At 38.8% G+C, this 21,139-nt stretch carries 12 protein-coding genes; 2 read left to right on the top strand and 10 right to left on the bottom strand.

Annotated elements, in window-relative coordinates:
• Positions 1 to 149 precede the first annotated feature (149 nt).
• The 4 genes from IGJ00_RS07185 to alaS form a co-directional block, all read right to left on the bottom strand.
• Positions 150 to 7,643, bottom strand: coding sequence for a QWxxN domain (locus IGJ00_RS07185; RefSeq protein ID WP_438844255.1), 7,494 nt, complete (start codon positions 7,641 to 7,643; stop codon positions 150 to 152).
• A gap of 642 nt (positions 7,644 to 8,285) precedes the next feature.
• Positions 8,286 to 9,425 carry a cation diffusion facilitator family transporter gene (locus tag IGJ00_RS07180; RefSeq protein WP_438844254.1) on the bottom strand — a complete coding sequence of 380 codons (1,140 nt, stop codon included), beginning with the start codon at positions 9,423 to 9,425 and terminating at the stop codon, positions 8,286 to 8,288.
• Between the two features lie 38 nt (positions 9,426 to 9,463).
• Positions 9,464 to 10,060 carry an ECF transporter S component gene (locus IGJ00_RS07175; protein ID WP_071867250.1) on the bottom strand — a complete coding sequence of 199 codons (597 nt, stop codon included), beginning with the start codon at positions 10,058 to 10,060 and terminating at the stop codon, positions 9,464 to 9,466.
• 167 nt (positions 10,061 to 10,227) lie between these two features.
• Positions 10,228 to 12,870 carry an alanine--tRNA ligase gene (alaS, locus tag IGJ00_RS07170; RefSeq protein WP_115357597.1) on the bottom strand — a complete coding sequence of 881 codons (2,643 nt, stop codon included), beginning with the start codon at positions 12,868 to 12,870 and terminating at the stop codon, positions 10,228 to 10,230.
• A gap of 360 nt (positions 12,871 to 13,230) precedes the next feature.
• Between alaS and IGJ00_RS07165 the strand changes: the two genes are divergently transcribed.
• Complete coding sequence (locus IGJ00_RS07165) at positions 13,231 to 13,659, top strand: GNAT family N-acetyltransferase (RefSeq protein ID WP_438844253.1); 429 nt, start codon at positions 13,231 to 13,233, stop codon at positions 13,657 to 13,659.
• A gap of 109 nt (positions 13,660 to 13,768) precedes the next feature.
• Here IGJ00_RS07165 and IGJ00_RS07160 read toward each other — a convergent pair whose 3' ends face one another.
• On the bottom strand, positions 13,769 to 15,118 hold the full coding sequence (locus IGJ00_RS07160; RefSeq protein WP_438844252.1) for a DEAD/DEAH box helicase: 1,350 nt from the start codon (positions 15,116 to 15,118) through the stop codon (positions 13,769 to 13,771).
• A 75-nt stretch (positions 15,119 to 15,193) separates the two neighbouring features.
• Positions 15,194 to 16,339, bottom strand: coding sequence for a VanZ family protein (locus tag IGJ00_RS07155; RefSeq protein ID WP_074798930.1), 1,146 nt, complete (start codon positions 16,337 to 16,339; stop codon positions 15,194 to 15,196).
• Positions 16,340 to 16,466: 127 nt separating this feature from the next.
• Here IGJ00_RS07155 and IGJ00_RS07150 point away from each other — a divergent pair, with 127 nt between their 5' ends.
• Positions 16,467 to 16,793: a hypothetical protein gene (locus tag IGJ00_RS07150; protein ID WP_019723502.1), complete on the top strand. Its 327-nt coding sequence runs from the start codon at positions 16,467 to 16,469 to the stop codon at positions 16,791 to 16,793.
• Positions 16,794 to 16,974: 181 nt separating this feature from the next.
• Here IGJ00_RS07150 and IGJ00_RS07145 read toward each other — a convergent pair whose 3' ends face one another.
• The 4 genes from IGJ00_RS07145 to IGJ00_RS07130 all read right to left on the bottom strand — a co-directional run bounded on the left by IGJ00_RS07145 (position 16,975) and on the right by IGJ00_RS07130 (position 20,961).
• The gene (locus tag IGJ00_RS07145; protein WP_438844251.1) at positions 16,975 to 17,649 is read right to left on the bottom strand and encodes an HD domain-containing protein; all 675 of its coding nucleotides are present in this window, start codon (positions 17,647 to 17,649) and stop codon (positions 16,975 to 16,977) included.
• 30 nt (positions 17,650 to 17,679) lie between these two features.
• The gene (locus IGJ00_RS07140) at positions 17,680 to 19,182 is read right to left on the bottom strand and encodes a carboxypeptidase M32 (protein WP_071867243.1); all 1,503 of its coding nucleotides are present in this window, start codon (positions 19,180 to 19,182) and stop codon (positions 17,680 to 17,682) included.
• 63 nt (positions 19,183 to 19,245) lie between these two features.
• Complete coding sequence (locus IGJ00_RS07135; RefSeq protein ID WP_071867242.1) at positions 19,246 to 19,710, bottom strand: ASCH domain-containing protein; 465 nt, start codon at positions 19,708 to 19,710, stop codon at positions 19,246 to 19,248.
• A gap of 81 nt (positions 19,711 to 19,791) precedes the next feature.
• Positions 19,792 to 20,961 carry a THUMP domain-containing class I SAM-dependent RNA methyltransferase gene (locus IGJ00_RS07130; RefSeq protein WP_115357591.1) on the bottom strand — a complete coding sequence of 390 codons (1,170 nt, stop codon included), beginning with the start codon at positions 20,959 to 20,961 and terminating at the stop codon, positions 19,792 to 19,794.
• Between the last annotated feature and the right edge of the window lie 178 nt (positions 20,962 to 21,139).

The raw sequence follows: 21,139 nt of genomic DNA, 5'->3' as shown, positions 1-21,139 counted from the left end.
AACCTCTTCGGAAAAAAGGCGCCATCCACGAAAATTGTTCTTCAAATTTTTGTGGATGACGTCTTATTTCTCTAGGCTAGACACTTCAGTTCTGATCTCTTCTTAGGTTTGACTTTCCTCTTTTTTATCGATCTCTGAATGTATCCTTTTTAGTTAAGACTTTTCACATTCAATTCTTTTTTATTTACATTCGGAAATGAAAAAGTTAACGTCCTATTTACTTCCTTGCTATTTGTTGATGCTTGTTGGACGATGGCAGCAAAGCTTCTTTTTTCACGAACATTCGTAGTAGTTGGAAGCGTTGGGTGATTATGATCCTCGCTTGAATTCCCTGCTTTAGTTTGGTTTTTTTCTATTTCATATTCTTTTTCTAAGATGAAAAAATTTCCCGTGTGCATCAGCGCAAAAAACATGAGAATTGTAGGATCGATTAAAGGCCCATCATTCAACACTCTTTTCACACGTATGCGATTGAAAAAATCATTATCTAATACAAGATCTCTAATAATCGTCATCACAACTTCCGCATCTAAAAGCAGAAAATTAGCAGCTAACATTGGATCAACTAAAAGCTGCTTAACCACCTCACTACGTGCTAATTTAGGCAAATCAAATTCTTGAGCCAAATGGCTAACAAAGAGATCAAAATTCTCAGAGAATGTTATGTCCAGGTATTCAAAGTCAAACCGTTTTCTGATATCTTCCCCACTACTTTGAAATCCTTTCGGAGGATCTGCAAATCTAGCATAATCCAGTGTGCTTGATACAACATGGGTTGTTTCATGGATCACTGTTCCAAATAAACTAGGTCTAGTTTGAGTATCTGGCCTATCTGATGGCTTTATATGGAATTTATCCGCCATGATCAGTATCCGACATTCTGGATCAGCATTTACGACAAATGCTACTGTAGTAGGAGGTTTCACTTTGGCTGTATAATAGTTTTTCGTTTTTTTGTCATAGACTAAATCGGAAGAGACGATCCAGATATTTTGATAGCCTAAATCTTTTGATAAGTTGAGAAATTGTTCGCTTTTATCAGCGATAAGGAGTAATCTTTTGATGACTTCTCTCATTACTTGTTCTTTATTTTCACTAGTTTCTAGCTTTAACATGTGATTCAAATATTGACCTGGCGTTATTTCTGCAAGTGTTTCAAGTTTTAACCACTCCTCTGCTTTTTGCTTGAATGTTTGGAGATAGGTGACGGCCTCATCGACTCCCGAAGCTACTTCTTTTTGGAATTCATCAATGTACTCTGGCACTTTATCAGAGGTAAAACCAGGAAATATTCGATAAGGAAGCTCGGGATCATTCGCTAGTATTCTTGCAATTTCATACTTCATAGCTGCCTTTGCCATACCATCAGTACGGGAACTTAAATTCGCAAATTCTGAAACAAAAGAAGTCAACCTTGGAAGCTTCACTTGATCATCCTCATACCTGAACTTCTTTGGATGATCAGTAAGTATGGTGGCTTGTCTGAATTGATTGAATGTGTCCGCTACACCAAGTGACTCTGGTAATTGGTAATATGGTGGGTATTCCAACATTTTAGCAATCTTTGCTAAATCCTCTGTATCGCGAGATGTTCCAGCTTTTCCAACTTGTGGAATTGGTTGCTTTGCTTTTGTACTTCCAGCTGTATTTTTCGTTGATTTATTAGGAATACTTTTCTTCCCACCCGCTAAGATTGCATGGTGTGGCTCAGCAATCATTCTTTCTAATGGGGTCTCAACACGGAAGTAGTTATGTCTCTCATCAAATTTCAAGATGATCAGCGGTCTAGTTACTTTTTTCTTAACAAGATGATATCGTTGATTTTCTCGGTCGATTAAAATTAATGGAATATAGCGATTGTTCACCTTGATATAAGATCTACCTGAGGAGGCATGCATCAAGCCATATTCATCGGGTGGAGAAAGAGTAGTGGGGCTACTTATACTTTCAAACTGTTCTGGTTGACTGATCACATAGTCGCTGACTTCTTTCGCTAATCTTGGCGAAGTATCCGGTTCAAAATACCAGCCTACGCCGTTAAATCGTATAGGAAACAATTTTTCTCCTTCATATACGTCATAACGTAAGCCATGACCTTCAATCGCATGGATTTGAACTGGGACCTTTTGTTGATTCATTTGAACGAATGAACCAATGACTTCTCCATTTTTCTCTACAGTGTATACCTTCCCTTCACCATATCCTTTGGGGTTCAAATTTTTTTCTACTACAAATATTTGTGAAATATCCACTTGATGTGCGAGCCTGTTTATCCGCTGAATCTCCTCCTCATTATAAAACAAGTCCCCTTCAAAAGATCTGAGCTGACTGCCATGTAATGTGAAATATCCCCCAAAAATATCACCATCTTTTAGATTCATCACCTGCATGTACAACGAGTCTTTCACACGTCTCACGATGCTGTAGGGGCCCTTTCCAGGCAGCTGTGCCCGTACATGATCATCAGGCAACGGAGGTATTTTTTTTGTTAAAGTTTCTAGCTTCGTTAATAAAGGTTTCAAATGAGCAGGAATGAACCATTGACTTCTCAATTCAGAAAATCCTTTAAGTATCAACTTTGCTCCATCAGTGACTAACTCAAATCCAGGATCTGCATAGTGTGCTGTACTTTTAAGAATCGCTTTTAGTTCTAAACGAGTTGGTGTGAATCTCATTCCATTACGGATAGCGTGTCTGACTCCACTTTCTGCAGCGGCTTTTGCCATCCCCAGGGCAAAATTTGTACTTAGTCCCATCACTTGACCAACGACAGGGATCAAGAAAACCACATCAATTGTACACGAAATGACCGCATCAGAGACATTTTCATCAATGATTCCGACGATACAATCATAAAAAGGGATAATATGTTTGACCACATCCCCAATTTGTTCAGGTACGGACTTGTCATTTCCAAACTCATATAGCTGGCGATAGAAATGATCTCGCTGTATTTGACTGATGGCGATACTCAGTCTTGCTTGATCCAAGCCTTGTCCTAGTTCATGCTCCCGAATGATTTTTGTAGAAAATGTGAAGTCTTTCTTACCAATTCGGATTTTTTCTCTGTTTTGCTTATAACCATTGCGCCAAAGGTCTTTTTGATCAAACAATCCATATTTAAGATATAATAGCGGATCTTTATCTACTCGATAAAAAATATATCCCCCATATTGTTCCAATCTCTTCACAGCATACAAACGTTCTTCCCCTCCACGGATCGCTGCAAAAAGATCTGTTTTTTCTAGATTCAAGTTAGTATCCAACCATTTCTCACGCTCACCGAAATTGACTATTGGAATTCCTCCAATAGCTGGTGGTGCATAGTAATGTTGCTGATGCCTAAGTTCAGCCGTTGCACTATAAATCTGTGTTTCGTTTGAAAATAGAAAATTTTTCTCTGACTGATCTAAACCATTTAAAGCGGTGCCGATAAATCGCTGATTTACTTTGAAAAAAGCGTCGGCTACGTCTTTCGTTAGCTGTGTGTACCATTCCTCTAGATCTGGTGGTTGGTAAACATCGGGACAAGGTGGTAAGCCTAATAAATATGCTTGGTCTAATAATAATCTGTTTTTTCCTGAACGTTTGTTGCATTCTTTATTCACACTTTCTGCCAGTGCTTTTTTTCGGCGCCAGTTGGTAACTGCGTCCTCATATTCCCCCACCTCATGATAGAGTATTTTTTCATTCTCAACGATTGTCTCCGTCATTTCTTGCCAGAAAGTGATAAACTTTTGTAAGGCATAAACTTTATGATTACCATTCTCTAAAGCCTCTCTTAATCCTTCAGGATCTAATTGAGCAGTAGCTAGTAAAGCTGGGGTTAGGAGGTATTGTAACCCTTCAATTTGCTTTATGGATTGTATTTTAAGAGAATCGCAAAAAAATTTACCAAGTGTAATCTCATCTTTATTGCTGAATTCTGACAAATAACCAGCATCTGCCAACAGTTTTGCTCCTGCTAGTTGCATCAATGAGCCAAAATCAGATATCGATAGATCATCGGCTAATTTGCTAGACTCAAGAAAATAATTAGGTAATATTTTTTCGATAAATTTTATCCATAGTTTTTCAAAAACCACCTGATCTTTTCTTAACATTTGTTCTTCTCTGCTATCTCTTCCGACAAGGCTATGGATATTGATAACACCCTCTTTTCTTAACGAATCGACCTCTAAAAATTTTCTGACTTGTCCAATCGTAAAGCTTGATGGATCGGGTGAGTCGAGAATTTTTCTTATCATGTATTCTTCGACCGAGCCACTTAATATATTTTCAATCGCCCATCTCATGACAGTAGCTTCAGCAATTTTTGCAGAAATTTTATCTTCTGATGATCCGCCATACATCTTCAGTTCTTTTAGAATGATTTTGGCGATGGCCTGAAATTTATCTGGCATAAATACCATGCCAACACCATCTTGTGTCAACCACTTTCCCATAGATATAAGTATTCGTTCCGATGATTGATCATAAGGAACAACCCCTTGTTGAATAAAAAACTGATTCAACTGGACACGTATATTTTTATTCTGCCATTGTTCCTTGCCTACACTGAGATTTAGTGGTTCCCCCGCGGTTTGTTCATTTTCAGTTAAATCAATGTGGACAGGTATTACATCTTCATCAGTTGGCGTTGACAATTCAAGTGACGGATCGTCGAAGTCAAATGTTTCAAATAACCATTTTGTATAGGTTAACTCGGCATGTGCGCCTGAGATGACTCCATCATTTTTTTCGTTCAAAATCACTTGTGCCAATTGTTTGATTTTGACTGGATCAATCACCTCGATCGTCGCCCCCTCTAACAACACCCAATGAGTAATTGTTTGTGCAAACGCACTGGAATCAGACATGTTCCAACTCCTACCTTGTCCTTTGAGAAAATCAGCAACTCTTCGCTTGGTCTCCTCTTTTTGGTTATGTATATCTTCAACATGCTTTGTTGCCTGAACACTTTGGGAATCATCTGCTTTTTTTTGTAGGTGATTTTCTTTAAGAAATGTATTGATCTTCTCTTTTTTATTACTAAGCTCACTCTCTTGACTCTCATTGATAAGGTAATTTAACTGAGCATTATTGTCTTCCCATTGAAGAATACAAACCCGTGCATCCTGGACAGTCAATAATCGCCATTCAATCCCGTAATGCTTTAGGAGTAGTTCTGCTACCTCTTTTTGTCTTTGGACAGTTTCCTCGTAGTTTCCTGCGCTAAGCACCCAACTTTGCATTTTCCTCACTAATTCACTGTTTGACACATACCCAAGTGATAACTGTTTTGCAATAAGAAAAATCCTGACTTCTCTGTTTACCATTAGTGTTTTTTCACGTTGATTGAAAATCTGATAATCATAACAATATGGCTTGATGGGTTCAACATTCGATATAGTCGCTGCCTGATCATTTATGAAGTCATTATAAATGATCCCACTAATGTTTTTTTGTTCTTGAAGCTGTTCAGTATAGGGGAGTTCTGGTGCAGACAATTGATAATGAACTGTTTGTTCTGTATTTTCTTTGTAGGTACACCCTTCTAATAGTAAATTCGTTTGCAATTGTTGTTGCACAGCTGTTTTTTTAGTTAGCAAATAGGGATCACCTAACCGAATATTTTTTACCCCATAGGCTTTCATAATATAATAAGTGATGAATTGTTCTCTTGATTCTTGTTCCAAAAAATCAGAAGTTCCACCCGACTCCACAAAATCGTTGAGACCATCTATTATTTCTTTAGCTGTAGCTTCTTCCTTGATCGCAATTTTATTTTTTTCGAAGAACTCATGAAGAAGTTCTTTTACCTCAATCGTTTTGTTTCGATTTAAAAAAAGATCATATTCATAATAAAAGATCGGTAAATTTTGAAATACTACTCCTTCAGGTATCTGATTATTTTTCAGGATTTCTTTGATATTGTTTACTTGATCTAAATCAGAGACTGGTGGTGCCGTTGTCGTGAGATTGCTCATATTTACTTTAGGAGCCGTCAAATGAACCATCACACTACTCACTTCAATAAATGTAAATCCTTTAAAAATATTGTTTGTTCGCCACTGAAGTACAATTTCTATGGCTTCTCTATAAGTTAATGCACGATCTGGTACCCCATATTTTTTTAGAATAAGATGCGCAAGAGAGATTCTTTTCTCTAAGACAAGGTGAAAGGCAAATCTATCTTGTTCCCAGTTATCGATTAGAATAAACAAGTCTTGAATAGAAAGATCCCCCATAAAATCTTTGACCGCTTCATTGACCTCATCTGTTTTAGCACGCTGTTGATACACATCGTGATCGTACCAAAAAGGCATCATAGGCTCCAAGTCAACATCTGGAAAAGGTTGTCTCTTCAAGTATGTATCGATAATACGATTGATTTTATCCACCGTTTTCTCAGGGATATCTTCATAAGAAGTAAAGCCTATTTTGGGAATCTGTTCCGAAAGAGGTTCAGGTGTCATGCGATTAGAAGGAAGTGATGTGGCACCGACACCAAATAAGTTTGTTTTCTGATCAAAAAATGTGCTAACACTTTCGGCAAATCTACTCGTTAATTGCCAGATAGTCGTTGTAATTTGTTCGGCTTCTTCATTTGATAATGGCAGCCTGACAGGTAAGGGATGCGTAAAAAAAGAATGTTCGATCAGATGATTATTTCTTCGCTCTTTACCAATCTCTTCATGCCCTCTTGGTATCCCCTCAGATTTACCTTTTATCCATTCATCAAATGGACGAGAAGGTTCCCCTTCTGATTCCTCAGCACTAGGATTCGATAGAGTGTTGCGAACAAATGAGCGAAAACTATCAACTACATAGAACCAATAATCTTCAGTCACATCGTGAAAATAGTTATCGTTTGTGTTGTCTGTCTCATTTTTTTTAGTAATATTATCGTTGTGAGATTCATCAGCGAATCCTTCAAACACATTTTTAAGTTTATCCGCGATATCTTTTAATTCAAAGTAGTCTCTGGCATTTGTTGGGGGGATTTTTTTGAAATAGAATTGTTGAAGGAGGGGTGAATGCTCTTTGTCCTTTTCATTTATCTTTTGAGATTTAGCAGTTGCTACTTTACATATGGTTTTAAAGTGAGTTTGTACTTTTCGAGGTTGTTCCCATAATCCCCATTTCCGACCGATTGTTTCTTTTTTTGTCGTCGTGCAATTTTCTAGTTCAACTAGACCATGTACGAATTTATGAACCTCTAAACTCCATAACTGTGCTGCTTCGGCCAAAGGAGTTGACGTATTTATCTTGGGTTCAAATCCATCATATGTACTGTTTTTATTCAATACATCGGAAGTCTTTCCGCCATCGAACGTTGAACTTGAAGTTAACGAGTGGACTACTTCGTCTTTATGATTGATCCAATCATCTGTTACGACAAAAGTATCCATCTCAAAAATAGCACGCTCTTCTTGAACAGCCCTTTGCTTGTTTGGCATCTCTTCTTCTAATTTGAAATTTTGAAACAGACTGAATGCGTAAAGCATTCCAACCGCCGTCTTAAGACCTTCTCTTGTTGGTTGTTTCCCAGAATGATTAGAAATATAGTTGACCATTCGTTGTTCGGCTTTTGTGTTGAAATTTTTATATCTTTTATTATTGAATGTTCCTATTGGTTTACGATGATCTTCTATTGGCATCTTATTCACTCCTCAATTCATTCGATTGACAGACTTCCAAGACTTCAGCAACAGCTGAACGTTGCAACAAGAATTTTTACCTTGTGAATGATAAGAATCATTGAAACTCATTATTTCTTAAAATACACAACCTACATCCATTATTATTCCTATTGTCAATACTGAAAATTCAAAAATCATTGATGGAACAAAATATTTATTTTTATATTACTTGATAGTATTTATACAACAACTACTATTATTTCTTGATACAGAAAAAAAAAACTGATTTTTATTCATAGAATTCAAAATTGTTTGGTAAAGAAATATAAATTTTAAAAATACACATCTGTTAAAATATACTTTCTATTGCACGTCTACGACGCCACCAGCTATGTTCATTTTATGTAATCAAAAAGGAAGCCCTCGTTCAGAAAAAAATAACCTGAAAATCTAGTCCAATCCTCCTTTATCCTTTCCCGACTATAAAGTGACGATATTCCAGATTCCTTCTTTAAAAAATAAGCAAAAAACCCAAAAATACAAAAATATTTTCAGGCTTTTTGCTTATTTTATTTAAGTCAAACTCTTTTATTAAAATCTTATGGCGCCAGATGTCCACATGAATGACAGAACAGCCCATATCTTTTTTTAAGCAAAGTGTTAAAAAAGCAAATAGTTATGGTCAAAGGTGATATCCAAATGATACTCACCAACTCTCTTTTCTATTTGGATACGCATCATGCGCTCTAATTCCTCATCTGACAAACGTGTACCTTCAGGAACAACGACATCAAATTGTAGGATCTGGCCTTTATGGATCATGCGAAAATCATGGATTTTCAAGCCTTCTGCTGTCTCATTGATGATTTTTTTCAACTCATTGAGAATCTCTTGATAATTCTCATTATCAACTGGTACCGGATCTAGATGACAGACTAATTCTACACCCAAAGATTTTTTGAAGTCTTTTTCGATGATGTCCATGATCTTGTGCGCTTCATTTAAATCTAGCCGATCATCCACTTCCACATGAACAGAAGCAAAGCGCTGATTTGGTCCGTAATTATGCACTAACAAGTCATGATAACCGAGGATTTTCGTATAGCCATTCAGCTGCTCCTCCATCGCCTGGATCTGTTCGACAGTGGGACGGCTACCTAATAATTCATACACGAATTCTCTTAACATCATTACGCCGCTGTACAAGATGTAAAGTGCTAACAAGAAGCCAATATAGCCATCCACGCGCCAACCTGTCAACCATTCGACAGAAGCTGAGAGTAAAACAGCAAATGTCGTATATACATCATTATAACTGTCTTTGGCAGTTGCATGTAAGGTTTCCGAATCGATCATTTTTGCGGTTCTCTTGTACATACGCCCCTGAATAACTTTTAAAGCAATCGAAAAGACTAAAACTAAAAAGATGATCGGTGATAGGGCGATATTTTCCGGATCGATGATTTTTTCAATTGAGGAGTGTAAGAACTGGAATCCGACGTACGTGATGATGAGAGACACGAATAATCCACTAATATATTCAAAACGTTCGTGTCCATAAGGATGCTCCTGATCTGCTGGTTTTGCCGCGATCTTGAAGCCAATCAAAGTCAAAACAGAAGAAGCGGTATCCGACAAACTGTTGATGGCATCCGCCATGATCGACACACTTCCAGAGAGTAGTCCGATCATCAATTTCGCAACGAATAGGATCACATTAGTTAACAGACCCCATACTCCTGCCATCAATGCTTTTTTTGTTCGTTCTTTTGCTGTTAGTGTTTCTTGTTTCTTTGCCAAATTTGTGACTCCTTTTATCTGTGATTGCTGGTCTTATATCATTCAGGTTTTAAAGGTGTTGCTGCAAATAATGCTTTGGCGAGTAATGGTGTGATGATCCCCGCGCCGATAGCTTCTGGAATCCCATTGATTGCAGCAATCCCAGCAAGTGTCTTGAACAAGACCGAAGCATCGACACCATAAGCTTGAGCTGTGGCATTCGTATAAAATAAGCCCATCAATCCTAAAACAAGGACCGTATTGACTAAAGAGCCTAGTATTCCAGCTACAACAGCCGGTACGACGATCGTCGATGAACGCTTATACAACCAATGGAATACAAAGCCAGCAACGAGTCCCACTAAAACTCTGGGTACAACTGAGATGATTGGATTGGTGAAAACCAATGTATCGAAGGGTGTAGTTGGCATCGCGTAGGCACGGATGATCGTCGCAATTCCCCAGAACAAGCCGATCAACATGCCATCTTTCGGTCCTAATACTACGGCCGCTACGATCACTGTGATATGGATGATCGTCAAGCTAATAAAACCTAATGGAATAAAGCCTAACCATGGAATCATTGATTGAACGATAATGATGGCTAACAAAATGGCACGAAGTACTAACCGAAATGTTTTGTTTTTGCTATTCATTGAATCTCCCCCTGTTTGCTTTACTCTAATCCTATAGCGTTTTGTTGATTTGTCAATAAATGTGTACATAGCAATAACCGTTGAGCCAATGAAAATAAAGCAACGAGTTTGGGAAATCAGCCCAAACTCGCTTGCCATTTATTTGTAGTAAAAACCTACGCTTGCTTCTATTTATTTTCTAACCATGTTTTTGCTTCTGTCAATGCGTCTGAGATACCCGCTGGGTTTTTTCCACCTGCTTGCGCCATATCTGGACGACCACCGCCACCACCGCCGACTTTCGGTGCGATTGCTTTGATCAAATCGCCGGCTTTTAAGCCTGCTTCATTTGCTTCAGGTGTCATTGCTGCTAACAAGCTGACTTTACCTTCTTGTTCGTTTGCCAAGACAAGAATATCTGAAACTGCTTTTTGTTTCCATTGATCAGCTAATTGACGCAATTGATTCATATCTTTTACTTTAACTTGCGCAGTGATGATCGTTTTGCCATTGATCGTCTCTGGATTTTTGAAAATATCCCCTGCTTGTTGGTTGGCTAACTTACTTGCCAATTGTTCATTTTCTTTTTGTAGTTCTCTTACTTGTTGTTGCAATTGTTCTGCTTTAGCTACGACTTCTTTCAATTGTGGTGATTTCACGATTGCCGCAACTTCTTTTAGTTGTTGTTCTTCGCTTTCCAACAATTCATAAGCTTCTTTACTTGTCACCGCTTCGATCCGACGAACCCCTGCACCGATCCCTGATTCAGAAACGATTTTAAAGATTCCGATGTTTTCGGTATTACCGACATGCGTACCACCACATAATTCGATCGACCAACCGCCGATATTGACCACGCGGACTTCATTGCCATATTTTTCGCCAAACAATGCCATTGCGCCCATGTTTTTCGCTGTGTCGATATCTGTTTCGATGGTTTCGACAGGAATCGCTTCCCAGATTTTTTCGTTCACGATTTGTTCCATTTTCGCCAATTCTTCACTTGTGATCTGCCCAAAATGTGTGAAGTCAAAACGTAAATGGCCTGGTGCAACCAATGAACCTGCTTGGTTGGCATGATCGCCTAATACTTCTTTTAATGCTTTGTGCAATAAGTGAGTAGCCGTATGGTTTTTGATGATTCGGTTACGTCTTGGTTCATCGATCAATAAATGATAGGTGTTTCCTTCTTTGATTTCAGAAAGGACTTCTGCTTTATGCAAGAATTGTCCATTTGGTGCTTTACGAACATCGGTCACATTAGCTACTGTTTCACCAGCTGCATCAATGATCCAACCTTGATCGGCTACCTGTCCACCCATTTCAGCATAAAATGGTGTTTGATCAAAGATCAATTGAGCTTCCCCATCCGATAGTTCACTGACGATTGTTTCGTCTTGGACGATCACTAGTAATTCACTGTCAGATTCAATATGGTCATAACCGATGAATTTGCTGTCTACTTTGATATCTGTCAATAAAGCAGATTGAACCCCCATCGATGTTTCTGTATTACGAGCCGCACGCGCGCGCTCACGTTGCGCCTGCATTTCTGTTTCAAAGCCTGCGTGATCGACATTCAATCCTTCATCTTCCGCCACTTCTTCTGTCAATTCGACTGGGAATCCATACGTATCGTAAAGTTTAAAGATATCTTTTCCGGCAAGCGTTGTTCCGTTTGCTTGTTTTACCTCTTTGATCACTTGGTTCAAGATCTCAAGACCTTCATTGATCGTTTCATTGAAACGTTCTTCTTCCGTACGAACGACTTTTTCGATAAATTCTTTTTGCTCCAACACTTCAGGGTAGTAGCTCTCCATGATTTCGCCAACAACAGGCACTAAACGGTATAAGAAAGCTTGCTCGATCCCTAATTTTTTTCCGTGCATGACTGCTCGACGCAACAAACGGCGCAACACATAGCCGCGTCCTTCATTTGAAGGCAATGCCCCGTCACCGATCGCAAAAGATAATGCTCGGATATGGTCTGCGATTACTTTATATGAAATATCAGTTAAGGCATCCTCACCGTATTTTACTTTGTTGCTCAATTGCTCAACTGCATGGATGATCGGCATAAATAAATCTGTTTCAAAGTTGGTTGGTGCATCTTGAACGATGGAAACCATTCGTTCTAAGCCCATGCCCGTATCAATGTTTTTATGTGGAAGAGGTTCAAACGTATTATCTGGTTTGTGGTTGAACTCTGAGAATACTAAGTTCCAGATTTCAAGATAACGTTCATTTTCGCCACCAGGATAGTTTTCAGGATCATCTTCTTCCAAGTCATTATAGGCTTCGCCACGATCATAAAAAATCTCTGTATCTGGCCCACATGGTCCAGCACCGATATCCCAAAAGTTATCTTCTACATCCACGATATGGTCAAGAGATAACCCAACTTCTTCGTGCCAGATACGTTTTGCTTCTGTATCTTTTGGATAAACAGTGACATATAATTTCTCAGGATCAAACGCCATCCATTTTGGACTTGTTAAAAATTCCCATGCCCAGTGGATTGCCTCTTCTTTGAAATAATCGCCGATCGAGAAGTTCCCTAACATTTCAAACATCGTATGATGACGAGCTGTTTTCCCAACATTTTCGATATCATTCGTCCGAATCGATTTTTGCGCATTCGTGATTCTTGGATTGTCTGGTACAACAGATCCATCAAAATATTTCTTTAGTGTCGCCACTCCTGAGTTGATCCATAATAAGGTTGGATCATTGACCGGTACTAGTGAAGCACTAGGTTCGATCGTATGTCCTTTTTCTTGGAAAAAGTCTAAAAACATTTGACGTACTTCTGCACTGCTTAATTTTTTCATTGTTTTACCTTCTTTCTACATAATAAACGACAAAAAACACCATTACAGCCAAGGACGAAAACTCGCGGTACCACCTTGATTGCAATGATGTTTACTCATTACCTCTTAAACTCGTTAACGCTGAGTCGCGTTGATATTTCTATCAAATTGAAAAAGGGAGCAGTTTGAACAGTGACTATTCTTTTTTCAGCCGAGAAAGAATTTTCTGTGAGTCAGTCTAAAACAAACTATGTCCTTTTTGTACTTTATCAGTATACGTATTCTTAGCGATGCTGTCAATCCTACTTTTTGATTTTTCATTGTTTGCGGTCTACGTTTTCCTTGCTATAATCAAGAAAGAATCCAAAAGGAGGCAAAATAATGGAAACGTATTTTGGAACCGAAGAATGGATAAAAGCCAGCAGTTACGTTTTACGTTATGACGTATTCGTGTTAGAGCAAGAAATACCTGCTCATTTAGAATTTGACGGTAAGGATGCCTATTACCCGAACCTTGTCATGATCCATAACGAACAGCCAATTGCTACCTTGCGTTACCAAAAACAAAGCGAAGAACAAATCCAATTTGATCGTTTTTGTGTCGCAAAAGACTGGCGCAAACGTGGGATTGGCAGAGAAATGCTTCAATTGGCAGAAAAACGAGCAATAAATGAGGCATTTAAAGAAATCTATTTGATTGCAGAGCTCCCCGCCGTTCCTTTCTACAAAAAGCAAGGCTATCAGAGTTTCTCAGACCCACTGATCGAAGACGGTATCCTTTGTCAACAGATGCGAAAACAGTTCTCCTAATATGAACTGTTTATTCATAAAAAAATCAGCCCCAAAACCAAAAATAGATTTACTATTTAGGTTTTTGGGGCTGATAGTCAAGGGCAGCGTGATTCGCTCATGACTGCTTTTATTTGTTGGAATTCTTTTTATTTTTTCTGGCTGTACGCGTTTGTTGACGTTTTTCGATCTTACGGTCTTTTTTGTTTTTCTCCGCAATTGCCCAGTCGATTTTTTTCTTGTAACCAGGTTTGATTTTTTTCTTTTTCTTTTTGACTAAACCAATCAGTGTTGGGTCAAGACTATCTTTTGATTTTTCTCGTTTCGTCCGACGGTTACGGTCATAGGTTTTAACGATTTCACCATTTTTGATTTCCATTGGCTCAAAGACAACCCCGATTTTTTCGATGCCTTCGATCAATGGCTCATCACTTGGTGCATATAAAGTGATCGCTGTTCCTTTTAAGCCATTTCTACCAGTACGACCGACACGGTGGATAAAGAAATCTAGATCTTCTGGAACCTCCGCATTGATGACATGAGAAACACCTTCGATATCAATACCACGAGCAGCTAAGTCTGTCGCAACTACATATTGATACTCTAAGTTTTGCACTTGGCGCATCACACGCTTACGTTCACGAGGAGTGATATCTCCATGGATCTTCGCTACTTTCAGTCCTTGGTTTTTCAAGTAATCAGCGATTTCATCTACATGTTGTTTCGTGTTTGCAAAGACGATTGCTAAATAAGGATGCCCGATCGTCAGTAATTGATAGATCGTTTGATTCTTATCTTTTCCTTTTGTTGAAACTAACCAATTCTCGATATCTTCTGAGATCACTGCTTTTGGCTTGATTTCTTCGATGATTGGATTTTCCATATATTTACGCAAGAATGGGCGTAATTTTTCTGGAATCGTTGCTGAGAAAACTAAAAATTGTAATTTTTCTGGCAAGCGGCTAGCGATTTGATCAACTTCATTCAGGAATCCCATATCTAAGGTCATATCTGCTTCATCCACGATGAAAGCAAAGGCTGTATGGATCTTTAAAGCTTGCTCATTCATCATGTCAAGGATACGCCCTGGTGTACCGACAACGATTTGCGGTTGTTGGTGATTCAAGCGATTTAATTGACGTTGTTTGTCTGTTCCGCCGACAAAATTCGATACGCGAATCTCTGGATCGGAAAACTTAGCGATTTGAACAGCAGCTTCATAGATCTGTGTCGCCAGTTCACGACTTGGTGCTGTGATCACCACTTGGACTTCTTCTTTATTGGCATTGATTTTTTGAAATAGAGGCAAAAGAAACGTATGCGTTTTTCCTGAACCAGTTTGTGATTGTCCGATGATATTTTTCCCTTTTAAAATCAAAGGAATCAATCGTTCTTGCACTTCTGTTGGTTGTTGGAACCCTTTTTCTGCTAACGCTTCGTTGATAAACGGATGAAAATTGAATTGTTTAAAATGACTCATTTCGACACCTCTTCTCTTTGTATTTTTCACGACTTTGGAATTATACCATAAATTTGCTTATTTTGCTTGAAAAGGTCAGGCTTTTCTATCTTTGATCGTACTGATCGTGTAAGTATGACTCGCTTTCTCATAGAATAAAACTCTCTTTTTGCGAATAAAAGATAAGAATAGATTCAGACCGAAAATGAACTGTGCGACCAAGGTACATAAGAAAATGAACACTGCACTCATCTGTGTGACACCAGTCGCTTGATTGATGACTGGACCAACTAATTGACTCAACCAGCCTAGCCCATAAAATAAGAAATAGAGATACGCATAGCGAATGAACAACGCACGAAATCTGATTCGTTCTCTGCCATCTTCAACTAGCTTGATCCGGACGATTTTTTTTCCAAGTGTTCTGCCATTCGTTAAGAAAGGAAGGATCATGAAATAGAGAAAGACTTGCACGAACAACCACCAACTGTAGGAAGTGAACTCGCTACTTCCAAACGATAATCCGGCTACCAATCCGATGATCGACGAACAAATAGATAAGAAAAACCAATCGATCAAATAGGCAACCAGACGGCGTGTCAAAGAGACTGTCTTGCCTTTTTCATAAGATACTTCATCCATTCTCGCTCTTGTTGGCAACATAAACGTAAAGATTGGCGTCACAAGATAGCCAAGCATTCCGCCAAATGTATTCGTTAGTAAATCATTGACATCGAATAATCGATACGGACGTGGATAGATAAAGTAAAGACCTGTTAATTGTGTCAACTCAAAAAATAGAGAGAGGCAGAAACTTGCAAAGACCGTTTTGACAAAGGACAGTCGGAAATAATACCTTAAATAGATGCCAAACGGTAAAAGTAAAAAGACATTGAATAATGGCTCTAAAAAAACACTTTGTCGCATCGCAGGTAAATAGGTACTCGGATCGGACAAGACGAGGACTGTATTCGCTCTGAAGTTCTCCCAAGACGCAAATAGGTGTAATTCCATTTTTGGACCTGTCATTTGCGCAACAGCTTCCTTAGTAGGTAAAGGTAAAATCACTAAAAAGTAAGCACATAATAGATAAAAGACAAATGAATATAAAATGACCGCTCTAGTTAGGAGAAACGTTCCATACTTTCGGTATTCATAAATAAAAAAGATAGCAGAAATCGCCAATGCGAGAAAAGGAAAGACAATCAACGCAAAACGAATCGGCTCGATATAACTTGCCATAAAACAAAAAGACCTCCTTTGAATACAGTTATCTTAGCAATATTGGTGAAAAGAATGCAAGTAATGACTAAATTATTTTTAAATTCCTATCAATTGAAGTATGATTATTATGAGGAGGCGATTCATTTTGCTTAATATTTATTTTGTATTTGGTGTTCCAGCATTTTTACTTATTCTGTATTTAGTCTTTGCATTGATTCGTAAGCGGACATCGATCCATTACTTAGGCTTTATTCTATTGATCATCGCAGGCTTTATGCTTGTTTTCAACTTACAGACATGGCAACAAGCAGTCTCTGAGCTTTCACATACTTCAAGTGCAGAACTTTCTGCAGAACTTGGCTATTCTGTCTATTTGATCTGGGTGCCGATTGGAATTGCTACTTTATTATTTTTGTTGAATATCTTCCGAGCTTTGTTGAGGATCAAGCAAATTCGAAAAAAAAACAAATAGAAAGACGAGGTCAAGCCAGAAGTGTTTAACCTCAAAAAATAAGGCGTCATCCACGAAAATTGTTTTTCAACTTTTTGTGGATGACGCCTTATTTTACGAAGAACTTCCTTCTGTTCCCGCCGTCTATTTGATTTTAGATGACGCAAGAGGACGAATGGTCAAGACATGTCTTTTGATTTAATTATCGGTTACGCCAAGTTTGTGCATCAAGTGAATCATCGCCCACAAACCATTCTTTGTAGAACTCCTCTAGAAATTCACGCATGAACGCTTCACGTCGTTTTGCTTCTTGCTTCGCAAATTCCGTATTCATTTGATCTGGCAGTAACAACAATTTTTCATAAAAATGATTGATGACTGTCGAACCTTTACGATACTCTTGTTTGTTCGTATAATTGATTGGCTGGATAACTGGGTCAAAAATCGGATGTCCCTTATGTCCTCCATAATATGCTGTACGTAAGATACCCATCGCACCTAACGCCTCTAAACGATCTGCATCCTGTACGATCTTGCCTTCTAAGGACAATTCGACGTTATCAGACAAACTTTTTGAAAAAGACATATTTTCGATGATATGAAAGATTTGATGAATCTCTGATTCTGCCACTCCGATGTTTGCCAAAAAGACTCTGAGTCCTTCTTTCGCTTGCTCTTCATCTTCGACCACTTTATCATCGATCGTATCGTGTAGATATGCCGCTGCCAGCGTGATAAAAGAATCGGCTTGCGGTAGTGTCTCAAGGACTTGTCGAGAAAGTTCGACTACTCGATTCGTATGGTCCACACCATGTCCTGAACGATCCAAAGACAATTGTGCCATGCTGTAGTTAGCAATTTCACTTAATTTATCCACTGCCGCTTTCACCTTCTATTAGAGAATTTTTTAGACTTCTTCAACACCATAAACGCTAAAGTAAAGTTTTCGCATAAAATCGATCAAGTACTGCGGATTCAATGCTTCTCCTGTCGCATCTTGGATCAATTGATTTGGTTTTCTTGATGCGCCGTACTGATGGATTTTTTCTGTCATCCACTCTTTGATCGGTGAGTAATCATCAGAAGCTAAAATCTCATCAACAGCGATATCTTTTTTCATTGCATGTAATAATTGTGCAGCATACATGAATCCTAACGCATAAGATGGGAAGTAACCAAAACTTGCACCTGACCAATGGACATCTTGCAAGATCCCTTCTAAATCGTTTGTTGGACGGATACCTAAATACTCTTCATATTTTTGGTTCCATACTTCTGGTAATTTCTCAACTTCTAACCCTTCATTGAACATCATTTTTTCGATCTCATAACGTATAATGATGTGTAATGGATACGTCAAACTGTCTGCTTCGATCCGAATCAAGCTTGCTTTTGTATACTGTAATGAACGATAGAAATCATCAAAAGAAATATCATCAAAGGTTCCTTCAGCACACTCTTGGAAGAATGGGTACTGCTTTTCCCAGAAACTGCGGTTGCTGCCGACAATGATTTCATTGAAAAGTGATTGCGACTCATGGATGCCCATTGATGTGCCTTCGCCTACTGGTGTATACGTATATTTTTCATCAATATTTTGTTCATACATCCCGTGTCCGGCTTCATGGATCACTCCAAACGTTGCCATTTTGAAGTCCTCTTCATTCCAACGTGTCGTGATGCGGACATCATTACGGTTGATCCCGATCATAAATGGATGGATCGTGTCATCTAAGCGACCTCTAGAAAAATCATAGCCTAACTGTTTGATCACACCGACTACAAAGCGTTTTTGTTGTTCCTTCGTCATTTTACGTGAGAGGAAATCCGTTTCGGGTGCTGTTCCTTTTTCGACTAAGGCTTGACGGATGGATATAATACCTTCTTTGACTTGGTCAAATACTTGGTCTAAGATCTCTACAGTCATTCCTGGCTCATATTGATTCAACAGCACATCATAGTCTGTTTTCTCCTCTTTACGCCAATATGGGATCAACTGTTTTGTGATCTTGATGTTCTCAGATAACGCGGATTCAAAATCAGCAAATTGGTTTGATTCACGCGATTCTTGCCATTTTGTGTGGGCTTTAGAAGTCGCAGAAGTTAATGCAATCATCAATTCTTCCGGTACTTTATGCTCTAATTCATAGTCTTCTTTGACTTTCTCAAAAACCGTTTTTCCGACTTCAGACAACTCGTCAGGGTGCGCAGAGAAGTATTCGATTGCTTCTGCGATTTTCGGTCCGACTTTTTTTGAGAAATATAGCCCATATAAATAACTGTTGACTTCACTGCGTTCTTCACTTGATTTTTCTGGCATACCTGTTTGGATATCCCAGTCCAATACTGTTAACGCTTGACTCATTAAATCGATTTCTTTGACTTCTTTCAAAAATTCCTTTTCATTCATCCAAAAATCCTCCAACTTATCCTAGTTATCATTTATCCAATAGTTATCGCTCACTTACATTTACTACATTTCCTTTGCGTTGATTAATTCAAACCGTTCAACAGCAAGGGGCATCTCTTCATAAAATTCTTTTCCAATTTGGGGCATTAATTCCCTAAAAAATTTTTTATGAACTTTATACCAGTAATCATAGCTCAAATCACCCTCACCCTCAGCACGGGCAATTTCTTCTGTTACTTCATTCATCGGCATTATCGTCATATCTGTATATTTTATGATGCCTACAGGTTCGTCTTTACTATTTAAAACAATGGTATAACTTCCAATTTTAGACAAAGGGTCTTCATCGTAATACAGGCATTCATCGTATGATGAACATGACGCCGTTTTGATCCCCTTTAAAATCAAGTCTGCCAACTCATCTGCCATCGGTGTTCCTTCCCAACCCCACTGCTCTGCAGTAACATTTGTTGGAGGGAGTTCACCTTGCCAAAATTCTTTCCAATACTTTTTTGCTTGTTCATTCATTTTCAATTCCTCCAAAAATCATAGGGTCAAAGGTCTTAAAGTCCCAACCATGTTTTTTAGGTGTCCATACTTATATCCTAGTTATTCGTTTTCAGTCCGTTCTTTTCTTGGTGGACGAGTTCCCCAATATTGGAACAGATCTGTGCGCAATGCACCATTGTATAATTTACGTTTTTTTGTTGCTTTTTGTCCGTAAAATTCTTCAAATGCCAAATCACTTGTCAAGATGTACTTACTCCACGTTTTCAATGGTCGGAAAACCTCACCCATTTCTTTGTAGAGACGACGAACGGATTCTTCTTCGCCTAAGCGTTCACCATAAGGGGGATTAGCAACGATCACGCCGTATTCTTTTTCCGTTTTGAAGTCCTTCACTGCCCGTTGTTGGAAGGTGATGGAATCGCCTAAACCGATCTCTTCCGCATTGGCTCTGGCGATACCGATCAATTGACCATTGATATCAGACCCAGTGATATCTAATTCGATATCATAATCTGCCTGTTCTTCTGCTGCTGCACGAACTTTTTCCATGATAGCCGGATCGAACCAATCCCACGTCTCACACACAAATTCACGATTGAAACCAGGGGCGATATTATGACCGATCAGTGCAGCTTCGATACACAGTGTTCCTGAACCACAAACTGGATCATAAAACGGACGATCTTTTCGCCAGTTCGTCAACATCACTAAAGCTGCTGCCATATTTTCTTTTAATGGGGCACCACCTTTTTCTAAGCGATAACCGCGTTTGAATAAACTTGGACCAGTCGTATCAAGGGTCACTAACACATGATCTTTCAGTAAAGCAACTTCTAGTTGGAAATGTGCGCCGGTTTCTGTCAACGGCACAGTAGACGGACGATGATAATACGTACGTAGTCTTTCAACAATTGCTTTCTTAGTGATGGCTTGACAGTCTGGTGTACTATAAAGCGTCGATTTGATCGATTTTCCTGCAACAGGGAAAGAGGCGTCTAATGGAAGGTAATCTTCCCATGGTAACGCTTTGACTTGCTCGAATAATTCATCAAACGTACGGGCATCAAATTCACCCACGATGATTTTGATACGATCTGCTGTACGTAACCACAGATTTGTTGTAGCAATCGTTTCCATCGTTCCTTTGAAACGCGCACGACCATTTTCGACTTGGCACTCGATGCCAAGATCTCTAAGTTCTTTTCCTACTAATGCTTCTAGCCCGCTTGCCGCTGTCGCTATTAAATTGAATTCTCTATTTTTATCCATTGTATTCTCCTTATCAATCAAAAAAGAGGCATGATGACCTTCGTCCTCTATAATCAAACAAATGGTGTGGCAGAAGCAGCCCTTAGAAAATAAGCAACAACACCCAAAAATACGATAAGCTATTTTCGTATGTTGCTGCTTAATTCTTGGAGCTGTGCGCTTCCGTCACACCCTCTTC

It is taken from the genome of Enterococcus sp. AZ062 (assembly GCF_051715065.1).
In the GTDB taxonomy this organism is placed as follows: Bacteria; Bacillota; Bacilli; order Lactobacillales; family Enterococcaceae; genus Enterococcus_B; species Enterococcus_B mundtii.
This window is presented reverse-complemented; position numbering and strand designations above follow the sequence as displayed.

What these genes read in the sequence shown, in the direction of transcription:
- IGJ00_RS07185 (WP_438844255.1), bottom strand. Translation starts at nt 7,643, where the DNA reads ATGCCAATAGAAGATCATCGTAAACCAATAGGAACATTCAATAATAAA.
- IGJ00_RS07175 (WP_071867250.1), bottom strand. Translation starts at nt 10,060, where the DNA reads ATGAATAGCAAAAACAAAACATTTCGGTTAGTACTTCGTGCCATTTTG.
- alaS (WP_115357597.1), bottom strand. Translation starts at nt 12,870, where the DNA reads ATGAAAAAATTAAGCAGTGCAGAAGTACGTCAAATGTTTTTAGACTTT.
- IGJ00_RS07165 (WP_438844253.1), top strand. Translation starts at nt 13,231, where the DNA reads ATGGAAACGTATTTTGGAACCGAAGAATGGATAAAAGCCAGCAGTTAC.
- IGJ00_RS07160 (WP_438844252.1), bottom strand. Translation starts at nt 15,118, where the DNA reads ATGAGTCATTTTAAACAATTCAATTTTCATCCGTTTATCAACGAAGCG.
- IGJ00_RS07155 (WP_074798930.1), bottom strand. Translation starts at nt 16,339, where the DNA reads ATGGCAAGTTATATCGAGCCGATTCGTTTTGCGTTGATTGTCTTTCCT.
- IGJ00_RS07140 (WP_071867243.1), bottom strand. Translation starts at nt 19,182, where the DNA reads ATGAATGAAAAGGAATTTTTGAAAGAAGTCAAAGAAATCGATTTAATG.
- IGJ00_RS07135 (WP_071867242.1), bottom strand. Translation starts at nt 19,710, where the DNA reads ATGAATGAACAAGCAAAAAAGTATTGGAAAGAATTTTGGCAAGGTGAA.
- IGJ00_RS07130 (WP_115357591.1), bottom strand. Translation starts at nt 20,961, where the DNA reads ATGGATAAAAATAGAGAATTCAATTTAATAGCGACAGCGGCAAGCGGG.